Origin of the sequence: Pseudothioclava arenosa (assembly GCF_002358085.1) — a bacterium.
Lineage (GTDB): Bacteria > Pseudomonadota > Alphaproteobacteria > Rhodobacterales > Rhodobacteraceae > Pseudothioclava > Pseudothioclava arenosa.
Genome location: NZ_NTJD01000001.1, coordinates 120,533 through 138,476, shown reverse-complemented (window position 1 = coordinate 138,476; position 17,944 = coordinate 120,533). Strand labels below are relative to the sequence as shown.

Below are 17,944 nucleotides of genomic sequence, written 5' to 3'. Positions count from 1 at the left end.
ATGCATTTCACCGAGATTTTCATCCGCCGCCCCGTGCTTTCGACCGTGGTTGGCGCCTTCATGCTGCTCTTGGGCTTTCAGGCCTTCTTCAGCCTCGCCGTGCGCGAATATCCCGAGGTGGACGAAACCGTCGTCACCATCACCACGGTCTATCCGGGCGCCGCAGCCGACCTGATTCAGGGCTTCATCACCGCACCGATCGCCGCCGCCGTGGCGACGACCGAGAATATCGACTACGTGACCTCGTCTTCACGGCCCTCGGCATCGGTGGTGTCGGTCAACATGAAGCTGGGCGCCGACCCCGATGTCGCGCTGACCGACGTGCTGGCCAAGGTGCAGCAGGTGCGCTCGCAGCTACCTTCGGATGCCGAAGATCCGGTGATCGTGAAAGGCACGGGCCAGACCTTCGCGCTGATGTATCTGAGCGCGCTGAACCCGAACATGACGGCCGAGCAGCTGACCGAATATCTCGAACGCGTGGTGCGCCCGCGAATGTCGACGATTCCGGGCGTGGCGGAAATCAGCATCATCGGCGCCTCGAATTACGCGATGCGGGTCTGGCTTGATCCGAACCGGCTGGCCGCGCGCAACGTGACCGCCGCCGAGGTGCTGGGCGCGATCCGCGCGTCGAACTTCCTGTCGGCGCCGGGCAAGACCGAGAACAGCTATGTGCTGCGCTCGATCACGCTGAAATCGACGCTGCAAACCCCCGAGGCCTTCGGCGCCCTGCCGATCCGTTCGGAGGGCGACGCGGTGATCCGGCTGCGCGATATCGCGCGGGTCGAGCTGGCCTCGGAAGAGGGCGGCGAGATCGTCACCTTCAACGGCCAGCCCGGCACCTTCATCGGCATCTACCCGACGCCCGCAGCGAACCCGCTGGATACCGCCGCCGCCGTTCTGGCCGAGCTGCCCGCGATCAACAACACCCTGCCCGAAGGCATGGCGATCGACCTCGTCTACGACTCGACCGAGACGATCTCGGCCTCGATCACCGAGGTGTTCAAGACCATCGGCGAGGCTGTCGCGATCGTGGTCGTGGTGATCTTGCTGTTCCTCGGCTCGCTCCGCTCGGTGGCGATGCCGATCGTCACCATCCCGCTGTCGCTGGTGGGGGTGCTGGCGGTGCTGCTGGCGCTTGGCTACTCGATCAACCTGCTCACGCTTCTGGCGATGGTGCTGGCGATCGGGCTGGTGGTGGATGACGCGATCGTCGTCGTGGAAAACATCCACCGCCATATCGAAGACGGCATGAAGCCGATGCCCGCCGCGATCCAGGGGATGCGCGAAATCACCGGCCCGGTGATCGCAATGACGATCACGCTGGCGGCAGTGCTGTCGCCCCTGGCCTTTACCGGTGGGCTGACCGGAGCGCTGTTCAGCGAGTTCGCCTTCACGCTGGCAGGCGCGGTGATCCTGTCCGGGGTGATCGCGCTGACGATCACGCCGATGATGTCGGCGCGGCTGCTCAAGCCCGGCCATGCCACCGGCTTCCAGGCCAAGGTCGATGCGATCTCGGAAAGCGTGACCGCTTGGTATGGCCGCCGCGTCGAAGGCTCGCTGAAGTACCGTCCGATCACGATCCTCGTGGTCGCGGTGCTGGTGGGGGTCACGCTCTTCATGTTCCCGCGCACCTCGACCGAGCTTGCCCCCGACGAGGACCAAGGCGCGCTGTTCGCCTTCCTGAACGCGCCGCGCTATGCGTCCAAGGATTACACCCAGATCTACACCGACGAGATCTTTGCCCGCTCGCAGGACATCCCCGAGCTGAAACGCTCGTTCTCGATCGCGGGCTTCGGCGGGCAGGAAAATCAGGGCATCTACATCTGGGCGCTGAAGGACTGGGCCGATCGCGATCGCTCGCAGGCCGAAATCCAGACCGACCTCCAGGCCCGGCTCGACAAGATCCCCGGCGTGCAGGGCTTCGTCTTCGCGCCTCCGACGCTGCCCGGCACGGGCGGTGGCCTGCCGATCTCGATGGTAGTGCAGTCGATCCACACGCCCGAGCGCGTGGCCGAGGTCACCGACGAGATCAAGCGCCGCGCGATGGCCTCGGGCAAGTTCATCATCGTGCAGAACTCGCTGGCCTTCGACGCGCCGCAGGTCCGCGTGACGATCGACCGAGACCGCGCCGCCTCGCTGAACGTGCCGATCTCGGATATCGGCACGACACTGGGGCTGCTGGTCGGCGGCAATGCCGTGGCGCAATTCGACCGCGACTCGAACAGCTATGACATCATCACCCAGGTCCCGCAGGAGTTCCGCGCCAATCCCGAGCAACTCGGCGGCTATTTCGTCCGCGCCGCCTCGGGCGAGATGGTGCCGCTCTCGTCGGTGGTGACGATCGAGACCGGCGTGGCCGCTGCCGCGATCGAGCAGTTCAACCAACTCAACGCCTCGACGCTCTCGGCACTGCCCCTGCCGGGCGTATCGACGGGCGACGGGCTCACCGCGCTGGTCGAGGCTGCGAACGAGGTCCTGCCCGAAGGGTTCTTCATCGACTATTCGGGCCAGTCGCGGCTTGAAGTCACGCAGGGCAACACGATCCTGCTGGCCTTCGGCGCGGCGATTCTGGTGATCTACCTCGTGCTCGCCGCGCAATTCGAAAGCTTCCGCGACCCGTTCGTCATCCTGATGTCGGTGCCGCTGACGATCTTCGGCGCAGTGCTGCCGCTCAACCTCGGGCTGGGCACGCTGAACATCTACTCGCAGGTGGGCCTGATCACGCTGATCGGCCTGATCACCAAGCACGGCATCCTGATGGTCGAATTCGCCAACCAGCTGCGCGAAACCGAAGGTCTGGGCCGCCGCGCCGCGATCGCCAAGGCCGCCACGATCCGCCTGCGGCCGATTCTGATGACCACCGCCGCGATGGCGCTGGCCGTCGTGCCGCTGATCCTCGCCGAAGGCGCGGGCGCGGCCGCCCGTCAGGCAATGGGCGTCGTGATCTTCTCGGGGCTCCTGATCGGGACGATGTTCACCCTCTTCGTGGTGCCGATGTTCTACAGCTTCATCGCGCCCTCGGACGCAGCCTGGAAGGCCCATAAAGACGCGGTCGCCGCCGCCAACTAGCGGCGGCTTGCCTCCGGCGGGAGTATTTTCGGCTCAGTGAAAGGGAGGCGGCCGCGCGCCCCTCCCTCCCGCGGGCCGGAACCCCAACAGGTCCGGGACGGGCGCGCTTTCACCGAGCACGGCCATCGGCTCTCCAGCCTGCGCCGTGCCCCATCTTTCCTGCGTTAACCCTAATTCACGGTTAACAGCACCCTTTCATCGAGCGGAAAATACTCCGGGGGTGAATGCCGCAGGCAGAGGGGGCAGCGCCCCCTAGCCCCGCGCATCCTCAAGCATCATCGCCGCGCATTTCTCGGCGATCATCATCGTCGGCGCATTGGTGTTGCCCGAGGTGATCGTGGGCATCACCGAGGCATCCGCGATCCGTAGCCCCTTCAGCGCGCGCAGCCGCAGCCGCGGATCGACGACCGAGCCCTCATCCGCGCCCATCCGACAGGTGCCGACCGGGTGGAAAATCGTGGTGCCGACATTGCCCGCGGCTTTCACCAGATCGTCTTCGGTCTGATACTGCGGCCCCGGCAGGTATTCCTCGGGCGAGAACTGCGCGAAGGCGGGCTGGCGCACGATCTCGCGCGTGAGCCGCAGCGCCTGCGCGGCGACGCGCCGGTCGCCCTCGGTGCTCAGGTAATTCGGCGCGATCGCGGGGGCGTCGCGGAAATTCCCCGATTTGATGTGGATCGAGCCACGGCTTTCGGGCCGCAGATTGCAGATGCTCGCCGTCATCCCCGGGAACGGGTGAACCGGGTCGCCGAACTTATCAAGGCTCACCGGCTGGATGTGATACTCCAGATCGGCGGTTTCCTTTTCCGGGAAAGAGCGCGTGAAGATCCCGGCCTGCGAAGGCGACATCGACATCGGCCCCGAGCGCGTCAGCAGGTATTCGAGCCCGATCTTCGCCTGACCGAACCAGGACGACGCCATCGTGTTCAGGCTTTGCACGCCCTTCACCTTGTAGACCATGCGCAGTTGCAGGTGGTCCTGCAGGTTCTCACCCACGCCCGCGACCTCGGCCACTGGCGTGATGCCATGGGCCAAGAGCACATCGCCGCGCCCGACGCCTGACAGCTCCAGCACCTGCACCGAGCCGACCGCACCGGCAGACAGCACGGTCTCGCCCGCGCGGGCTTCAAACGGCGCATTGTCGATCTGATAGCGCACGCCGGTCACCCGGCCCTCTTCGATCAGCAGCCGCTCGACCTGCGCGCCGGTGACGATACGCAGGTTCTTGCGGTGTTTCGCCGGGCGCAGAAAGGCCTTGGGCGCGCTCCAGCGCCAGCCGTTCTTTTGCGTCACGTGGAAATAGCCGCCGCCTTCGTTATCGCCGCGATTGAAATCGCTGGTGCGCGGAATCCCGGCCTGTTCGGCGGCATCAAGGAAGGCATCGAGCACATCCCAGCGCACGCGCGCACGTTCGACCCGCAACTCGCCGCCCGCGCCATGCAGATCGTCGGCGCCCTCAAAGAAATCTTCCTGCCGCTTGAACAAGGGCAGCACATCGTCCCAGCCCCAGCCGGTGCAGCCCGCCTGCGCCCACATATCGTAATCGCGCGCCTGCCCGCGCATGTAGATCATGCCGTTGATCGACGAACAGCCGCCAAGGATCTTGCCGCGCGGATAGAGCAACTGGCGCCCGTTCAGCCCGGGATCGGGCTCGGTCTTGTAGCCCCAGTCGGTACGCGGATTGCCGATGCAATAGAGATACCCTACCGGAATATGCACCCAGTGGTAATTGTCGCGCCCGCCCGCCTCAAGCAGCAAGACGCGGTTGCGCGGATCCTCCGACAGGCGGTTCGCCAGAACGCAGCCCGCGCTTCCGGCCCCCACCACGATGAAATCGTAATGATCCTCCATCGGCCCCTCCTCCGCTGCCCGCGCCCCTCCTCGAGCTTGGACTTTTCTCAGGTATATCCCGGCATTGCTCGCATTAGATACAGGCAATTCCGCAAAACGAACTTTGCGCGGCTTCCACGCCCGAGGCTTGCATCGCGCGGGCGGCTGCGCCTAATGGAAGAAACCGACCGGAGCAGCCCTTGGCCCTCTACCGCCTTCTCATCGCGCTTGTCGCGCCCGCGCTGATCCTGCGCTTTCTCTGGCGCAGCCTCGGCGGCCAGGAGGAGGGCGCGGATCTGGCCGAGCGGCTGGGCGGCGGCGAACCCGCGCCCGAGGGCTCGATCTGGCTGCATGCCGCCTCGAACGGCGAGCTGACCTCGGCGCGCCCCTTCATCGATGCGCTCCTGGCCCGCGCGCCCGAGATCGACATTCTTGTGACCACCAACACCGTCACCGCCAAGGCACTGGCCGAAAGCTGGCGCGAGCCGCGGATCAGCGCGCGCCTCGCGCCCTTGGATTTTCGCTGGGTGCTGGCGCGGTTCCTGCGCCTTCATCACCCGCGCGCGCTGATCGTGATCGAGAACGAGATATGGCCGAACCGCTTCGCAATGGCGGTGCAACGCGGACTGCCGGTGTTCCTGTTCGGCGCGCGCCTGTCCGAGCGCTCGGCCGCGTTCTGGGAACGCCTTGGCCTGGCTGCCGGGATCACCGGCGCAATCACCGCGCTTTCGGCGCAGGATGCCGGATCGGAGACCGCGTTCCTGCGCCTTGGCCTGCCGCGCGCGCGGCTGCTGGAGCGGGTGAACCTCAAGCAATCGGTACAGATGCCCGAGCCCGACGACATGCTGCCCTGGCCGCGCGAACAGACCGTGCTGGCGGCCTCGACCCATGAGGGTGAGGAAGAGCTGATCCTGAGCGCCTTCCGCCAAGCGCGCACGCGCCGCCCGGCGCTGCGGCTGATCCTCGCGCCGCGCCACCCGCGCCGCACCCCCGAGATCGAGGCGCTGATCCGCGCGCAGGGCCTGAGCCATGCGACGCGCTCACGCCACGAGGCGCCGGGCGCGCCGGTCTATCTGGCCGATACGATGGGCGAGATGGCGAACTGGTATGCCTCGGCCGGGATCTGCGTGATCGGCGGCACTTTCGCGCCCAAGGGCGGGCACACACCGTTTGAGCCCGCGCGCTTCGATTGCGCGCTTCTGCACGGCCCCGACACCGCGAATTTCCGCGAAGCCTTTGCCGCGCTCGATACGGCGGGGGCCGCGATGCCGGTGACCGATGCCGAGGCGCTGGCCGAAGCGCTCGCGACGCTTTCGCCCGAGGCGGCCGAGGCGCTGGGGCAGGCCGCCCATCGGACGCTCGCCACGCTTGGCGCCGGAACCGGCCCGACACTTTTGGTCGATGCGCTGCTGGATCGGCTCGCCTGACGGCTTCCCCTTGCATTCCCTCCCGCGCTGGCTAGATCATCGCCTATCACCATCCGGACGGGCGCCATGATCCGCTATGCCTTGAAATGCGACCAGGGCCACGCTTTCGAAAGCTGGTTCAAATCCGCCGAAGCCTTCGATGCGCTTCTGGCGGGGGGGCATGTCGGCTGTGTGATCTGTGGCTCGAGCCAAGTAAAAAAGGCGCTGATGGCGCCCGCCGTGCGTCCCGCGCGCAAGGCCGACAGCGCCGAGCCCGCCGCGACCCCGGGCGCGCTGACGCAGCCCGCCAGCCCCGCCGAAGAGGCGCTCGCCGAGATGCGCCGCAAGATCGAGGAAAGCTCGGATTACGTGGGGGATGATTTCGCCCGCGAGGCCCGCGCGATGCATAACGGCGAGGCGCCCGAGCGCGCGATCCATGGTGAGGCGCGGCTCGACGAGGCGCGCGCGCTTCTGGAAGACGGCGTGCCGGTGATGCCCCTGCCCTTCGCACCCAAGCGCCGCACCAACTGAGCCGCAAACGCCCGCGCAACAATCAGGCTTTCGGGGGGCCAAATCCCTTCTACTCTTGCGCGCGCGGCCCATGGGCGATAACACCCGAACCGATTCAATCGCCGTCTTCGGCCGGCCAGCTCAGGGGGGGCCAATGCCGCTTCTTGTCATGAAATTCGGGGGCACCTCGGTTGCCGACCTCGACCGCATCGCGAACGCGGCGGCCAAGGTCAAACGCGAGGTCGAACGTGGCTACGACGTGATCGTCATCGTCTCGGCCATGTCGGGCAAGACCAACGAACTCGTCGGCTGGGTCGAGACGACCTCGCCGCTCTACGATGCGCGCGAATATGACGCGGTCGTGGCCTCGGGCGAGAACGTGACCGCCGGTCTGATGTCGCTGCGCCTGCAGGAAATGGGCGTGCCCGCGCGCAGCTGGCAGGGCTGGCAGGTGCCGATCAAGACCACCTCGGCGCATTCCGCCGCGCGCTTCGTGGAAATCCCGCGCGAGAATATCGACGCGAAATTCGCCGAAGGCATGAAGGTCGCGGTCGTCGCGGGCTTCCAGGGCGTCTCGGAAGAGGGCCGGATCACCACGCTGGGCCGCGGCGGCTCGGACACGACCGCGGTGGCCTTCGCCGCCGCCTTCGGCGCGGAGCGTTGCGACATCTACACCGACGTGGACGGCGTCTACACGACCGACCCGCGGATCTCGGCCAAGGCGCGCAAGCTCAACAAGATCGCCTTCGAGGAGATGCTCGAACTCGCCTCGCTCGGCGCCAAGGTCCTGCAGACCCGCTCGGTCGAGCTGGCGATGCGTTACAATGTGCGCCTGCGGGTGCTGTCGTCCTTCGAGGACACCGACGAAACTTCTGGAACCCTTGTCTGCGGTGAGGATGAAATCATGGAATCGAAAGTCGTCTCGGGCGTCGCCTATTCGCGCGATGAAGCGAAGATCACGCTCTTCACCATCGAAGACCGCCCCGGCGTCGCTTCGGCCATCTTCGGCCCGCTCGCCGATGCCGGCGTGAACGTGGATATGATCGTCCAGAACATCTCGGAAAAGGACTATGACGAGGCGCATCCGGGCGCCGTTACCGACATGACCTTCTCCTGCCCGATCAACCAGGTCGCGCGCGCCCAGAAGGCGCTTGAGGCCGCCAAGGCCGAGGGCAAGATCAACTACGACGACCTGATCATCGACACCGATGTCGCCAAGGTCTCGGTCGTGGGGATCGGCATGCGTTCGCACGCCGGGGTCGCCGCGCAGATGTTCAAGGCGCTCTCTGATGAAAACGTGAACATCAAGGTGATCTCGACCTCCGAAATCAAGATTTCGGTGCTGATCGACCGGAAATATATGGAACTGGCCGTGCAGGCCCTCCATGATACCTTCGAACTCGAGAAATCGGCCTGATCCGTTTCAGGCCTTCAAGACGGGGGCTTGGCCGCTGACATGATGGACCGGAGCGAAAGCGACAGCCGCAGCCTGCTGCGGCGCCTGCGCGATACGCTTGCGACCACGGGCAGCGGCCAGGACCGGCTTGACCATATCACGCATCTGATCGCGGATTCGCTGGGCACGCAGGTGTGCTCGATCTACCTGTTCCGTGACCCCGAAACGCTTGAGCTTTGCGCCACCGAGGGCCTGAAGCCCGAGTCGGTCCACCAGACCCGGATGCGCCTTGGCGAGGGCCTTGTCGGCCGCGTCGCGCGCACCGGCCAGCCGATCAACACCGGCGATGCGCCGACCGAGCCGGGTTTCCGCTACATGCCGGAAACCGGGGAAGAAATTTACTCCAGCTTCCTCGGCGTGCCGATCCAGCGCGTGGGCGAAAAGCTCGGCGTTCTGGTCGTGCAGTCGCGCGAGGCGCGTGAGTTTTCGGATGACGAGGTCTATGGCCTCGAGGTCGTCGCGATGGTGCTGGCCGAGATGACCGAGCTGGGCGCCTTCGTCGCCAATGAACAGAACGGCATCGGCGCGGCGCACCGCTTCCCGGTGATGTTCCGGGGCGGCACCGGGCAGGAAGGCGCGGCGATCGGCCATGTCTGGCTGCACGAGCCGCGCGTCGTGGTCACCAACCCTGTCGGCGACGACCCCGAGGCGGAATTGCAGCGGCTCGAACGCGCCGTCGAGGCGCTGCGTGCGCAGATCGACGGCATGCTCGAAGGTGCCGCGACGATGGACAAGGACCATCGCCAGGTGCTGGAAACCTACCGCATGCTGGCGCGCTCGCGCGGCTGGACGCGCCGGATGTCCGAGGATATCGGGCTAGGCCTCTCGGCCGAAGCTGCGGTGGAAAAGGAACAATCGCTGGCGCGCGCGCGGCTTGAACGCTCGCCCGACCCCTATCTGCGTGAGCGGCTGAACGACCTTGACGACCTGTCGAACCGGCTGCTGCGGATCCTGACCGGGCAGGGCTCGGACACGGGCGCCGAGCTGCCGCCCGATCCGGTGCTGGTGGCGCGCAATATCGGGCCTGCCGAACTTCTGGAATACGGGCGAGCGCTCAAGGGCGTGGTGCTGGAAGAAGGCTCGGTCGGCAGCCATGCGGCGATCGTCGCGCGGGCGCTCTCGATCCCGCTGGTGATCCACGCGAGCCGCATCACCACCGAGGCGCTGAACGGCGACCCGGTGTTGGTCGATGGTGATCAGGGAATCGTACACCTGCGCCCCGAGGAATCGGTGGCCAAGGCGTTCCAGGACAAGGTCGCGATGCAGGCCGAAGCGCAGAAGCGCTATGCCGACCTGCGTGACAAGGCGGCGCGTGACCGCTCGGGCACCGAGATCAGCCTGATGATGAACGCGGGCCTGATGGCCGATCTGCCCTCCCTTGCGGGGTCGGGCGCGGATGGCGTGGGGCTGTTCCGCACCGAGCTGCAATTCCTGACCCGCACCCGCGTGCCGCGCCGCGACGAGCTGGCCGCGCTCTATGCCCGTGTGATGGATGCCGCTCAGGGCAAGCGCGTGCATTTCCGCACGCTCGATATCGGCTCCGACAAGGTTCTGCCTTACATGAAGCCGCAAGACGAGCCGAACCCCGCGATGGGCTGGCGCGCGCTGCGGGTTGGGCTCGACAAGCGCGGCGTGTTGCGGATGCAGCTGCAGGCGCTTTTGCGCGCGGCCGGTGACCGCCCCCTGTCGATCATGTTCCCCTTCGTCGCCACCGCCGAGGAATTCCGCGAGGCCCGCGGCGAGGTTCTGCGCCAGCGCGACCGCGAACTGGCGTTTGGCCGCCAGGTGCCCGAGGACCTGCGCATCGGCGCCATGCTGGAAACCCCTTCGCTCGCCTATGCGCCCGACAGTTTCTTCCAGAGCTGCGATTTCATCTCGATCGGCGGCAACGACCTGAAGCAATTCTTCTTTGCCGCCGACCGCGAAAACGAGCGCGTGCGGCGGCGCTATGACACGCTGGATTGCTCGTTCCTGACTTTCCTCGAACAGATCGTGGCGCGCTGCGATGCGGCGGGCACGCCGCTGAGCTTCTGCGGCGAGGACGCAGGTCGCCCGATCGAGGCGCTGGCCTTCGCGGCACTCGGCCTGCGGATCCTGAGCATGCGCCCGGCCTCGATCGGGCCGGTCAAGCATCTGATCCGCCGCGCCGATCTGGCCGAGCTGCGGGCAATCATCCACGAGGCGCGCGCCTCGGGCGTGCAATCGGCGCGCCCCGCGGTCACGCATTACCTCGCGACGCTCTGAGCGGGCGACGCGGGCGGAATTTGCGTATTTTCGCCAAGAAGAAAGGTTAACGCGCGATCCGGGCGATCAGCTCTTCGCGCAAGAGGCCTTCGTCCCGATCGGTGTCGCGTGCGAGGCGCTTGAGCCCGAAATGGACCCGCGCAATTTCCTGATAATAGCTGGTGAAGGCGAAGTTGATCCCCGCCCCCGCGATCGCACCCAGAACCGGCGCGGCCTGCGCGGCGAGTTTCTGGCCGAGCACCGCGGCCAGTTTCGGCGCGACGCGCGCGATCAGCCCTTGCAGGCTGGCGCCCGTGACCGTGACGCGCGTCGCCATGAAGGCCATGTCGGTGCCGTCATCCTTTGAAAGCGGCCCGGCCGAGGCAAAGACCCGCAGGCATTCGAGGCGCACCTCGTCCGAGGCCGGGTCAAACCCATGTTCGGCGGCGATGCCCTGGATCGCGCGCATCAGGAGCGTGACAGTGAACGGCAGCTCGGCCAGCGCGCCGGGCAGGCCGGCAAAGCCCCCCGCCGCCCCCATTGCCGAGGCCAGCGTGCGGTTGACCCAATCGGGGCGGTCCTCGACCAGCCCGCGCGAGCGCTCGGCGGCGCCAAAAGCGATTTCAAGCGCGCGGGCCGTGGCGTCTTCGAGACCGCCCCGGACCGGGCTTGGCAGTTTGCCCAGCAGCGTCTCGGCCGAGCCGCCCAGATAGCCCAGCACCTGCATCGCGGGGCCTGCGGCAGAGCGATGCCGTTTGGCCAGCGCGTTCAGCGCCTCGACGGTAGCGGGGTCGGTCACGGGCAAGAGAATCTCGGGCATCGGCATCTCCGTTTCCCGAAGATATGGGGGCCGTGCAGCCCGCGCGCCAGATCAGGCGTCGGCTTTTTCGACCTTGCCGCGCACGCCTTCCCAGGCGCCCGGCACCAGTTCAAGACCCAGAACCCGGTCGGGGTTGGTGGGGGGCGGCATCTCGACCCCGTCTAGTTTTTCAAAGCCGAACCGCGCGTAATAGGGGGCGTCGCCGACCAGCAGCACCCGCTCCCAGCCAAGGCGGCGCGCCTCGGCGAGGCTTTCATGCATCAGGAGCCCGCCGAGCCCTTCGCCCTGCCGCGTCGGGTGCACCGCGACCGGCCCCAGAAGCAGCACGCGCTGCCCCCCGACCGTCACCGGCCAATAGCGGATCACGGCGGCCAGAATGCCATCTTCGCGCAGCGTCAGGCAGAGCGGCGCGACCTTGGCTACACCTTCGCGCAGCCGGTAGGAGGAAAGCGCCGTGCGCCCCGGCGCAAAGCAGAGATCGTAAAGCGCCTCCACCTCCCACCAGTCCGCCTCGGTCTCTTCCTCGAGCTGATACATCCGGCGCGCCCCCGATTCACCTTCATCACGCGCCTAGCACGCGCTAGGCTCGTGTTCAAACCTCATGGAGCGCGAATGTTCTATCGACCTGCCGATGGCCACCCCCTGCCACATAACCCGTTCAACGCAATCGTCGCCCCGCGCCCCATTGCCTGGATCGGCACGCGCGGCGCCCTGGGTGACAACCTCGCCCCCTACTCGTTTTTCAACGCCGTGGCCTATACCCCGCCGCAGGTCGTCTTCGGCTCGACTTCGGCAAAGGCCGACCGGGACGGAACGAAAGACACGCTTTCGCAAATCCGCGAGGGCGGGGTGTTCTCGATCAACCTTGTCGCGCCCGAAGACCTCGCCGCGATGAACGCAAGCTCTGCCCCGCTGCCGGCGGGCGCCGATGAGTTCATCCATGCCGGCGTTGCCAAGGCCGAGTGCGAAACCATCGACTGCCCGCGCGTGGCGACGGCGCCCGCGACGCTCGAATGCAGGCTGGTGCAGGTCATCACGCTTTTGGGGGAGGCGAATTTCCTGGTCCATGGCGAAGTCACCGGCATCCATATCCGCCCCGACTGCCTGAAAGACGGCCGCTTTGAGCCGCCCGCCCGGCTGACCCGGCTGGGCTATCGCGATTATGCGCTGATCGAGCAGCTCTTTACCCTCGACCGCCCGCCTGGCGGCTGATCGCGCCGGGGGCCTTGCCCCCGGACCCCCAGAGTATTTGCAGCTCGATGAAAGCCACGATCTTTCACTGAGCCCTAAATACTCCGGGGGAGGCTGCCGGAGGCAGACGGGGGCGGAGCCCCTAACGCCTGCGCCGCGCGAGCGTGTAGAGGCCCGAGGCGATGATCAGCAGCGACCCCGCGATCGTGGCCGTGTCGATGCTTTCGTGAAAAACGATGACGCCGAGCGCCACGCCAAAGATCAGCCGCGTGTAGCGGAAGGGGGTGACCACCGAGACCTCGCCGATCCGCATCGCCGAGGTCAGCGCCCAATAGGCGGTAACGCCGACGCAGGTGGCCAGCGCAATCAGCCCGAGCGTTTCGAGGCTCGGGATCTTGGCGCCCCCCGTTGCAATCAGGATGATGGCGCCCGCCGGGATCAGCGCGGCGAAGCCATGCAGGCCGAGCTGAAAATTCGACAGCACCCGCGGCGCCGCGCGGGTTGCAAGGTCGCGCCCGGCGAAGCCCAGCAGCCCCAGCACCGTCCAGAGCGCGGCGGGCGAAAACCCCGCCACGCCCGGGCGCAGCACGATCAGCACGCCCATAAACCCGACGCCGATCGCCGCCCAGCGGGCCCGGCCCACGCGTTCCTTGAAGATCAGCGCCGCACCTACCACGACGACCAGCGGCGTCGCCTGCAAGATCGCCGAGGCGTTCGACAGAGGCGTCAGTGCGATCCCAAGCGTGTAGCCCAGCCGCCCCACCACCTCGAGCCCGGCCTTGGCAAGCAGGGGCCGTGACAGCATCGCCGGATGCACCAGCCGCTGGCGCCGCGATGCGGTCAGCAGGGCAAAGCCGATCAGCCCGCCGAAGCCGAAGATCATCAGCACCTCGCCCACCGGCAGGCTTTGCGCGGCGCGCTTCAGCCACATGTCTTCCAGCGCGAAAAGCGCCATCGCCAAGACCATCAACAGCGCCCCGCGCAGGTTTTCCATTTGCTGCCCCTCCGGCCCCGTTCCGCGCGACTATGCGGGGAAAGCGCGGAAATGAATATGCCCTTTTCAGCAGAGCGGGCCGGGCCTAAGCTCGCCCCGAAGCAGAAACGGAGAGGGCGATGGAACGGATGATCGGGGTGATCGGCGGCTCGGGGGTCTATCAGATCGACGGGCTGGAAGAGGCGGAATGGGTCGATGTGGAAACCCCCTTCGGCGCGCCCTCAGACCAGATCCTGACCGGGCGCCTGAATGGGCGGCAGATCGCCTTTCTGCCGCGTCACGGGCGGGGCCATGTGCACACGCCCTCGACCGTGCCGTACCGCGCGAATATCTTCGCGATGAAGGAGCTTGGCGTGACCGACCTTGTCGCGGTCTCGGCGGTGGGCTCGCTGAAAGAGGCCTATGCGCCGGGCGATTTCCTGATCGTCGATCAATATATCGACCGCACCTTCGCGCGCGAGAAAACCTTTTTTGGTCCAGGGCTTGTGGGCCATGTGCCGTTTGCGCACCCGACCTGCGCGCAGCTCTCTGCGCTATGCGCCGAGGCCGCGCGCGGCACCGGCACTGCGGTGCATGAAGGCGGCACCTATGTCGCGATGGAGGGGCCGCAATTCTCGACGCTGGCCGAGAGCCGGCTCTATCGCAGCTGGGGCGCGGATGTGATCGGCATGACCGGCATGCCCGAGGCCAAGCTCGCCCGCGAGGCCGAATTGTGCTATGCTTGCGTGGCGATGATTACCGATTACGATTGCTGGCATCCCGATCACGATGCGGTCGACGTGGCGCAGGTCGTCGCCACGGCGATGAAGAATGCCGACAAGGCGCGCGCGCTGGTCGCGGCCCTGCCCGAGCTTTTGGCGGCATCGAAGGGCTGCGACGAGGGCTGCGGCCAGGCGCTGGACGGCGCGATCATGACCGCGCCGGCGAAACGCGATCCCGCGATGATCGAAAAACTGCAAACTGTCATGGGGCGTGTCTTGTGAAAGTCCTGATCCTCGGCGCGGACGGCTTCATCGGCCGCCATATCGCCTTTGGCCTGCGCGCCGAGGGGGCCGAGGTGATCGCCTGCGCGCGCCGCCCCGAGGCGCTGCGCGAGATGGGCTTTGAGGTGCTTGCCGCCGATCTGAGCGACCCCGCCACGCATGAGCCGGGTTTCTGGCGCGCTGCGCTGGAGGGGGGCGTGCATCTGGTGAATTGCGCGGGCCTGCTGACCGGGGCTGACGAGGCCTTCGAGGCGGTGCATGTCACCGCGCCCAAGGCCGCGCTGGCGGCGCTGGATGGCGGGCGGATGGTGCAGATTTCGGCGGTGGGGATCGACAGCGCCGAGACCGGCTTTGCCCGCTGGCGACGCAAGGCCGAAGCGGCACTCGCCTCGGAGGTGGTGACGTTCCTGCGCCCCGGTCTGGTCGTCGGCGAAACCTCTTACGGTGGCTCGTCGCTGGTGCGCGCCTTCGCGGCCCTACCCTTTGTGCAACCTGTCGTGGGCGATGGGCGCCAGCCCTTCAACCCGATCCATGCCGCGGACCTTGCGCAGGTCGTGGCCGAATGCCTGCGCGCGCCGCCCGGCCCCGGCCCCTTCGAGATCGGCGGCCCCGAGACCCTGTCGCAGGCCGAACTGAGCGCGGCCTATCGGCGTTGGCTGGGGCGCAGCCCGGCGCGGGTGCTGCGCCTGCCGCTGGGGCTGGCGCGCCGTATCGGACAACTGGGCGAAGCGCTGAAACTCGGGCCGATTTCCCGTGCCGGGGTCGATCAGCTCGAAGCGGGTGTCACCGCGAATTCGACCGCATTGCTCGAACATATCCGCACCCGCCCGCGCGGGATTTCCGAGGCCCTGCGCATCCGCCCCGCCGGCACGCAAGACCTCTGGCAGGCGCGGCTTTACCTGCTCAAGCCGCTGATCCGCATCACCATGGCGCTGCTCTGGATCGGCGCGGCGATCGGTGCATTTCTCTCGCCCGATGCGTCGGTCGCTGCGCTCATGCCCGGGCGTCCCGAAGGGCTCGCGCTGTTCGCCATGCGCGGCGGCGGGATGATCGAGCTGGTGCTGGGGCTCGCGCTCCTCGCGCATTGGAGCCCACGTCTGACCGCCATCGCGCAGATCGCCTGGATCGCGCTCGCGGTGATCGGGCTTGGCCTGTTGGCACCGGGGCTCTGGCTCTTGCCGATGGGCGGGCTGGTCAAGATGTTGCCCGTGCTTCTTCTGGCGCTGGTGCACCTGGCGCTTCTGGATGAGCGCTAGTTGCGACCTTGCGGCACAGCCCCTTGCCAGCGCCCCCGCCTTTCCGGCACAAGCAAGACGCCCGTCCACATGCCTTCGGAGACCCTTCGCATGAAAACCGTCAAGGATTACATCCGCACCATCGCCGACTTCCCGCATGAAGGGATCATGTTTCGCGATGTGACCACGCTGTTTGCCGATCCGCGCGGGTTTCGCATGGCGATCGACCAGATGCTGCACCCCTGGGCGGGCCAGCAGATCGACAAGATCGTCGGCCTCGAGGCGCGCGGTTTCATTCTGGGCGGCGCGATTGCGCATCAGCTCTCGAAGGGCTTCGTGCCGATCCGCAAGAAGGGGAAGCTGCCCGGGCAGACCATTTCGCAGGCCTACAAGCTCGAATATGGCGAAGCGGTGATGGAGATGCACGAAGACGCGATAGCCCCCGGGGAAAAGGTGCTGATCGTCGATGACTTGCTGGCCACGGGCGGCACCTGCGAGGCGGGGATCAAGCTGATCGAGCGGCTCGGCGGCGAGATCGTCGGATGCTCGTTCATCGTCGACCTGCCCGAGCTGGGCGGGCGCAAGCTGTTGGAAACCCTCGGGATGAACGTCAGCGTTCTGTGCGAATTCGAGGGCGCCTGAACCGGGCTTAACCCTTTTGCAAGACGACTCGGGCTAGGCTGAGCAGGCCTGATGGTTCGGCTGCTTGCAACACACGTGAACCACATGCAAAGCGCCCTGCCCCCGCGGCGGGGCGCTTTTCATTCACGCAACACCGCGCCCGGGTTCAGGATACCGCGCGGGTCCAACGCCGCCTTGATCGCGCGCATCATCGCCAGCTTGGCGGGGTCTTCGTAGCGCTCGAGGTCTTCGGCCTTCAGCCGCCCGACGCCATGCTCGGCGGAAACAGACCCGTCATAGGCCCCCGCCACCAGATCATGCACCGCCCGCTTGATCGCCTCGCGGCTCTGCAGATAATCCTCGCGCCGCTTGCCCGGCGCCGGGAAGACGTTGAAATGCAGGTTGCCGTCGCCGACATGGCCAAAACAGTTGATGCGGTAATCCCCCATCTCCGCCAGCATCGCCCGCGCCGTCTCGATGAAATCCGGGATCTCCGCCACCGGCACCGAAATGTCATGGCTCGAGATCGCCCCGATCCGGCGGTTCGCCAGCGGCAGGCTTTCGCGCAGCGTCCAGAAGGCAAGGCGCTGCGTCTCGGATTGCGCGATTACCGCGTCCAGCACCAGCTCGCCCGCCGCCTCGAAGAGATCGGCAAAGGCCTCTTCGGCCTCCATACCCATCGGCAGGCCCAGTTCGATCAGCACCATCCACTCGGGGTCTTCGGCAAAGGGAAACTGCACCTCGGGGCCGACCTCGCGCAGGAAGGACAACCCCTGCCGCGCGATCAACTCGAAGGCGGAGACACAACCCGCCAGCCGCCCCTGCGCCAGCTCCAAAAGCGCCACCGCCGCCGCGGGCGAAGGCACCGCGAAAAACGCCGTGCCTTCCTCGGCCGGGGGCTCGACAAGGCGCAGGCTTGCGGCCGTGATCACCCCGAGCGTCCCCTCCGAGCCGATCATCAGGTCGCGCAGGTCATAGCCGGTGTTGTCCTTGCGCAGCTGGCGCAGCCCGTGCCAGATCGTGCCATCCGCCAGCACCACCTCGAGCCCGAGGCACAGCGCGCGCGCATTGCCATAGCGCAGCACGTTCACGCCTCCCGCATTGGTCGCAAGGCAGCCGCCGATCTGCGCGCTGCCCTGACTGGCCAGCCCCAGCGGAAACCGCCGCCCCGCCGCCTCGGCCCAATCGCGCACCTGTTGCAGGCTCGCGCCCGCCTCGACCACCATCGACTGACCATCACGCGACCGTAGCCCCGCCATCCGTTCGAGCGACAGGATCAGGGGCGCGCCTACTTCGGTCACCTGACCGCCGACAAGCCCGGTGCCCCCGCCGAGCGGCACCACCGCCACGCCCTCGGCATGGCAGGCGCGCAGCACGCCCGAGACCGCCTCGACCGAAGCTGGCTTGGCCAGCAGCGCGCCGACCCCGCGAAACCGCCCGCGCGGCTCCTCCAGATGGCGCGGCTCGGGCGTACCCAGCCACAACCCCGGCATCGCCGCGCGCAGCTGCGCCTCGAACACCGTATCCGCTGCTCGCATCGTCATCGCTTTCATCGAGCTCCCAGTACTCCGGGGGTGAGGGCCGCAAGGCCCGAGGGGGCAGCGCC

General features: G+C 67.1%; 14 protein-coding genes. 9 read left to right on the top strand and 5 right to left on the bottom strand.

Going from position 1 to position 17,944, the window contains the following annotated elements; translation table 11 throughout:
* Positions 1-3,069 (top strand): efflux RND transporter permease subunit, encoded by a 3,069-nt coding sequence (locus CLN94_RS00670; RefSeq protein WP_096429986.1) that lies wholly within the window; start codon positions 1-3, stop codon positions 3,067-3,069.
* 252 nt (positions 3,070-3,321) lie between these two features.
* Here CLN94_RS00670 and CLN94_RS00665 read toward each other — a convergent pair whose 3' ends face one another.
* Positions 3,322-4,920, bottom strand: coding sequence for a GMC family oxidoreductase (locus CLN94_RS00665; RefSeq protein WP_096429984.1), 1,599 nt, complete (start codon positions 4,918-4,920; stop codon positions 3,322-3,324).
* A 179-nt stretch (positions 4,921-5,099) separates the two neighbouring features.
* On the opposite strand from CLN94_RS00665, the gene CLN94_RS00660 reads away from it, so the two are divergent.
* The 4 genes from CLN94_RS00660 to ptsP all read left to right on the top strand — a co-directional run bounded on the left by CLN94_RS00660 (position 5,100) and on the right by ptsP (position 10,515).
* The gene (locus CLN94_RS00660) at positions 5,100-6,326 is read left to right on the top strand and encodes a 3-deoxy-D-manno-octulosonic acid transferase (protein WP_096429982.1); all 1,227 of its coding nucleotides are present in this window, start codon (positions 5,100-5,102) and stop codon (positions 6,324-6,326) included.
* Between the two features lie 66 nt (positions 6,327-6,392).
* Positions 6,393-6,836: a DUF1178 family protein gene (locus tag CLN94_RS00655; RefSeq protein WP_096429980.1), complete on the top strand. Its 444-nt coding sequence runs from the start codon at positions 6,393-6,395 to the stop codon at positions 6,834-6,836.
* Between the two features lie 133 nt (positions 6,837-6,969).
* Positions 6,970-8,232, top strand: a complete 1,263-nt coding sequence (locus tag CLN94_RS00650; RefSeq protein WP_096429978.1) for an aspartate kinase — start codon at positions 6,970-6,972, stop codon at positions 8,230-8,232.
* A 39-nt stretch (positions 8,233-8,271) separates the two neighbouring features.
* Positions 8,272-10,515, top strand: a complete 2,244-nt coding sequence (gene ptsP, locus CLN94_RS00645) for a phosphoenolpyruvate--protein phosphotransferase (RefSeq protein WP_096429976.1) — start codon at positions 8,272-8,274, stop codon at positions 10,513-10,515.
* Between the two features lie 46 nt (positions 10,516-10,561).
* Here the strand turns inward: ptsP and CLN94_RS00640 are convergent, their stop codons facing one another.
* Positions 10,562-11,320, bottom strand: a complete 759-nt coding sequence (locus CLN94_RS00640; protein ID WP_425439428.1) for an EcsC family protein — start codon at positions 11,318-11,320, stop codon at positions 10,562-10,564.
* A gap of 45 nt (positions 11,321-11,365) precedes the next feature.
* On the bottom strand, positions 11,366-11,851 hold the full coding sequence (locus CLN94_RS00635) for a GNAT family N-acetyltransferase (protein ID WP_096429974.1): 486 nt from the start codon (positions 11,849-11,851) through the stop codon (positions 11,366-11,368).
* A 75-nt stretch (positions 11,852-11,926) separates the two neighbouring features.
* On the opposite strand from CLN94_RS00635, the gene CLN94_RS00630 reads away from it, so the two are divergent.
* On the top strand, positions 11,927-12,526 hold the full coding sequence (locus CLN94_RS00630) for a flavin reductase family protein (RefSeq protein WP_096429972.1): 600 nt from the start codon (positions 11,927-11,929) through the stop codon (positions 12,524-12,526).
* 121 nt (positions 12,527-12,647) lie between these two features.
* Here the strand turns inward: CLN94_RS00630 and CLN94_RS00625 are convergent, their stop codons facing one another.
* A complete protein-coding gene (locus CLN94_RS00625; protein WP_096429970.1) occupies positions 12,648-13,499 on the bottom strand; it encodes a DMT family transporter in 852 nt (283 codons plus the stop codon).
* Positions 13,500-13,618: 119 nt separating this feature from the next.
* On the opposite strand from CLN94_RS00625, the gene CLN94_RS00620 reads away from it, so the two are divergent.
* The 3 genes from CLN94_RS00620 (at position 13,619) to CLN94_RS00610 (ending at position 16,359) form a co-directional block, all read left to right on the top strand.
* Positions 13,619-14,482: an S-methyl-5'-thioadenosine phosphorylase gene (locus tag CLN94_RS00620; protein ID WP_096429968.1), complete on the top strand. Its 864-nt coding sequence runs from the start codon at positions 13,619-13,621 to the stop codon at positions 14,480-14,482.
* Complete coding sequence (locus CLN94_RS00615) at positions 14,479-15,738, top strand: SDR family oxidoreductase (protein WP_179300194.1); 1,260 nt, start codon at positions 14,479-14,481, stop codon at positions 15,736-15,738. The genes CLN94_RS00620 and CLN94_RS00615 overlap by 4 nt, the downstream gene beginning before the upstream one ends.
* A 90-nt stretch (positions 15,739-15,828) precedes the next feature.
* Positions 15,829-16,359, top strand: coding sequence for an adenine phosphoribosyltransferase (locus CLN94_RS00610; RefSeq protein ID WP_096430680.1), 531 nt, complete (start codon positions 15,829-15,831; stop codon positions 16,357-16,359).
* A 119-nt stretch (positions 16,360-16,478) separates the two neighbouring features.
* Here the strand turns inward: CLN94_RS00610 and CLN94_RS00605 are convergent, their stop codons facing one another.
* On the bottom strand, positions 16,479-17,882 hold the full coding sequence (locus CLN94_RS00605; protein ID WP_096430678.1) for an FAD-binding oxidoreductase: 1,404 nt from the start codon (positions 17,880-17,882) through the stop codon (positions 16,479-16,481).
* Between the last annotated feature and the right edge of the window lie 62 nt (positions 17,883-17,944).

Bases quoted from the DNA above. Each gene is read 5' to 3' on its own strand.
- CLN94_RS00665 (WP_096429984.1), bottom strand. From the start codon at position 4,920: ATGGAGGATCATTACGATTTCATCGTGGTGGGGGCCGGAAGCGCGGGC.
- ptsP (WP_096429976.1), top strand. From the start codon at position 8,272: ATGATGGACCGGAGCGAAAGCGACAGCCGCAGCCTGCTGCGGCGCCTG.
- CLN94_RS00640 (WP_425439428.1), bottom strand. From the start codon at position 11,320: ATGCCGATGCCCGAGATTCTCTTGCCCGTGACCGACCCCGCTACCGTC.
- CLN94_RS00635 (WP_096429974.1), bottom strand. From the start codon at position 11,851: ATGTATCAGCTCGAGGAAGAGACCGAGGCGGACTGGTGGGAGGTGGAG.
- CLN94_RS00670 (WP_096429986.1), top strand. From the start codon at position 1: ATGCATTTCACCGAGATTTTCATCCGCCGCCCCGTGCTTTCGACCGTG.
- CLN94_RS00610 (WP_096430680.1), top strand. From the start codon at position 15,829: ATGAAAACCGTCAAGGATTACATCCGCACCATCGCCGACTTCCCGCAT.
- CLN94_RS00620 (WP_096429968.1), top strand. From the start codon at position 13,619: ATGGAACGGATGATCGGGGTGATCGGCGGCTCGGGGGTCTATCAGATC.
- CLN94_RS00630 (WP_096429972.1), top strand. From the start codon at position 11,927: ATGTTCTATCGACCTGCCGATGGCCACCCCCTGCCACATAACCCGTTC.
- CLN94_RS00625 (WP_096429970.1), bottom strand. From the start codon at position 13,499: ATGGAAAACCTGCGCGGGGCGCTGTTGATGGTCTTGGCGATGGCGCTT.
- CLN94_RS00655 (WP_096429980.1), top strand. From the start codon at position 6,393: ATGATCCGCTATGCCTTGAAATGCGACCAGGGCCACGCTTTCGAAAGC.
- CLN94_RS00650 (WP_096429978.1), top strand. From the start codon at position 6,970: ATGCCGCTTCTTGTCATGAAATTCGGGGGCACCTCGGTTGCCGACCTC.
- CLN94_RS00605 (WP_096430678.1), bottom strand. From the start codon at position 17,882: ATGACGATGCGAGCAGCGGATACGGTGTTCGAGGCGCAGCTGCGCGCG.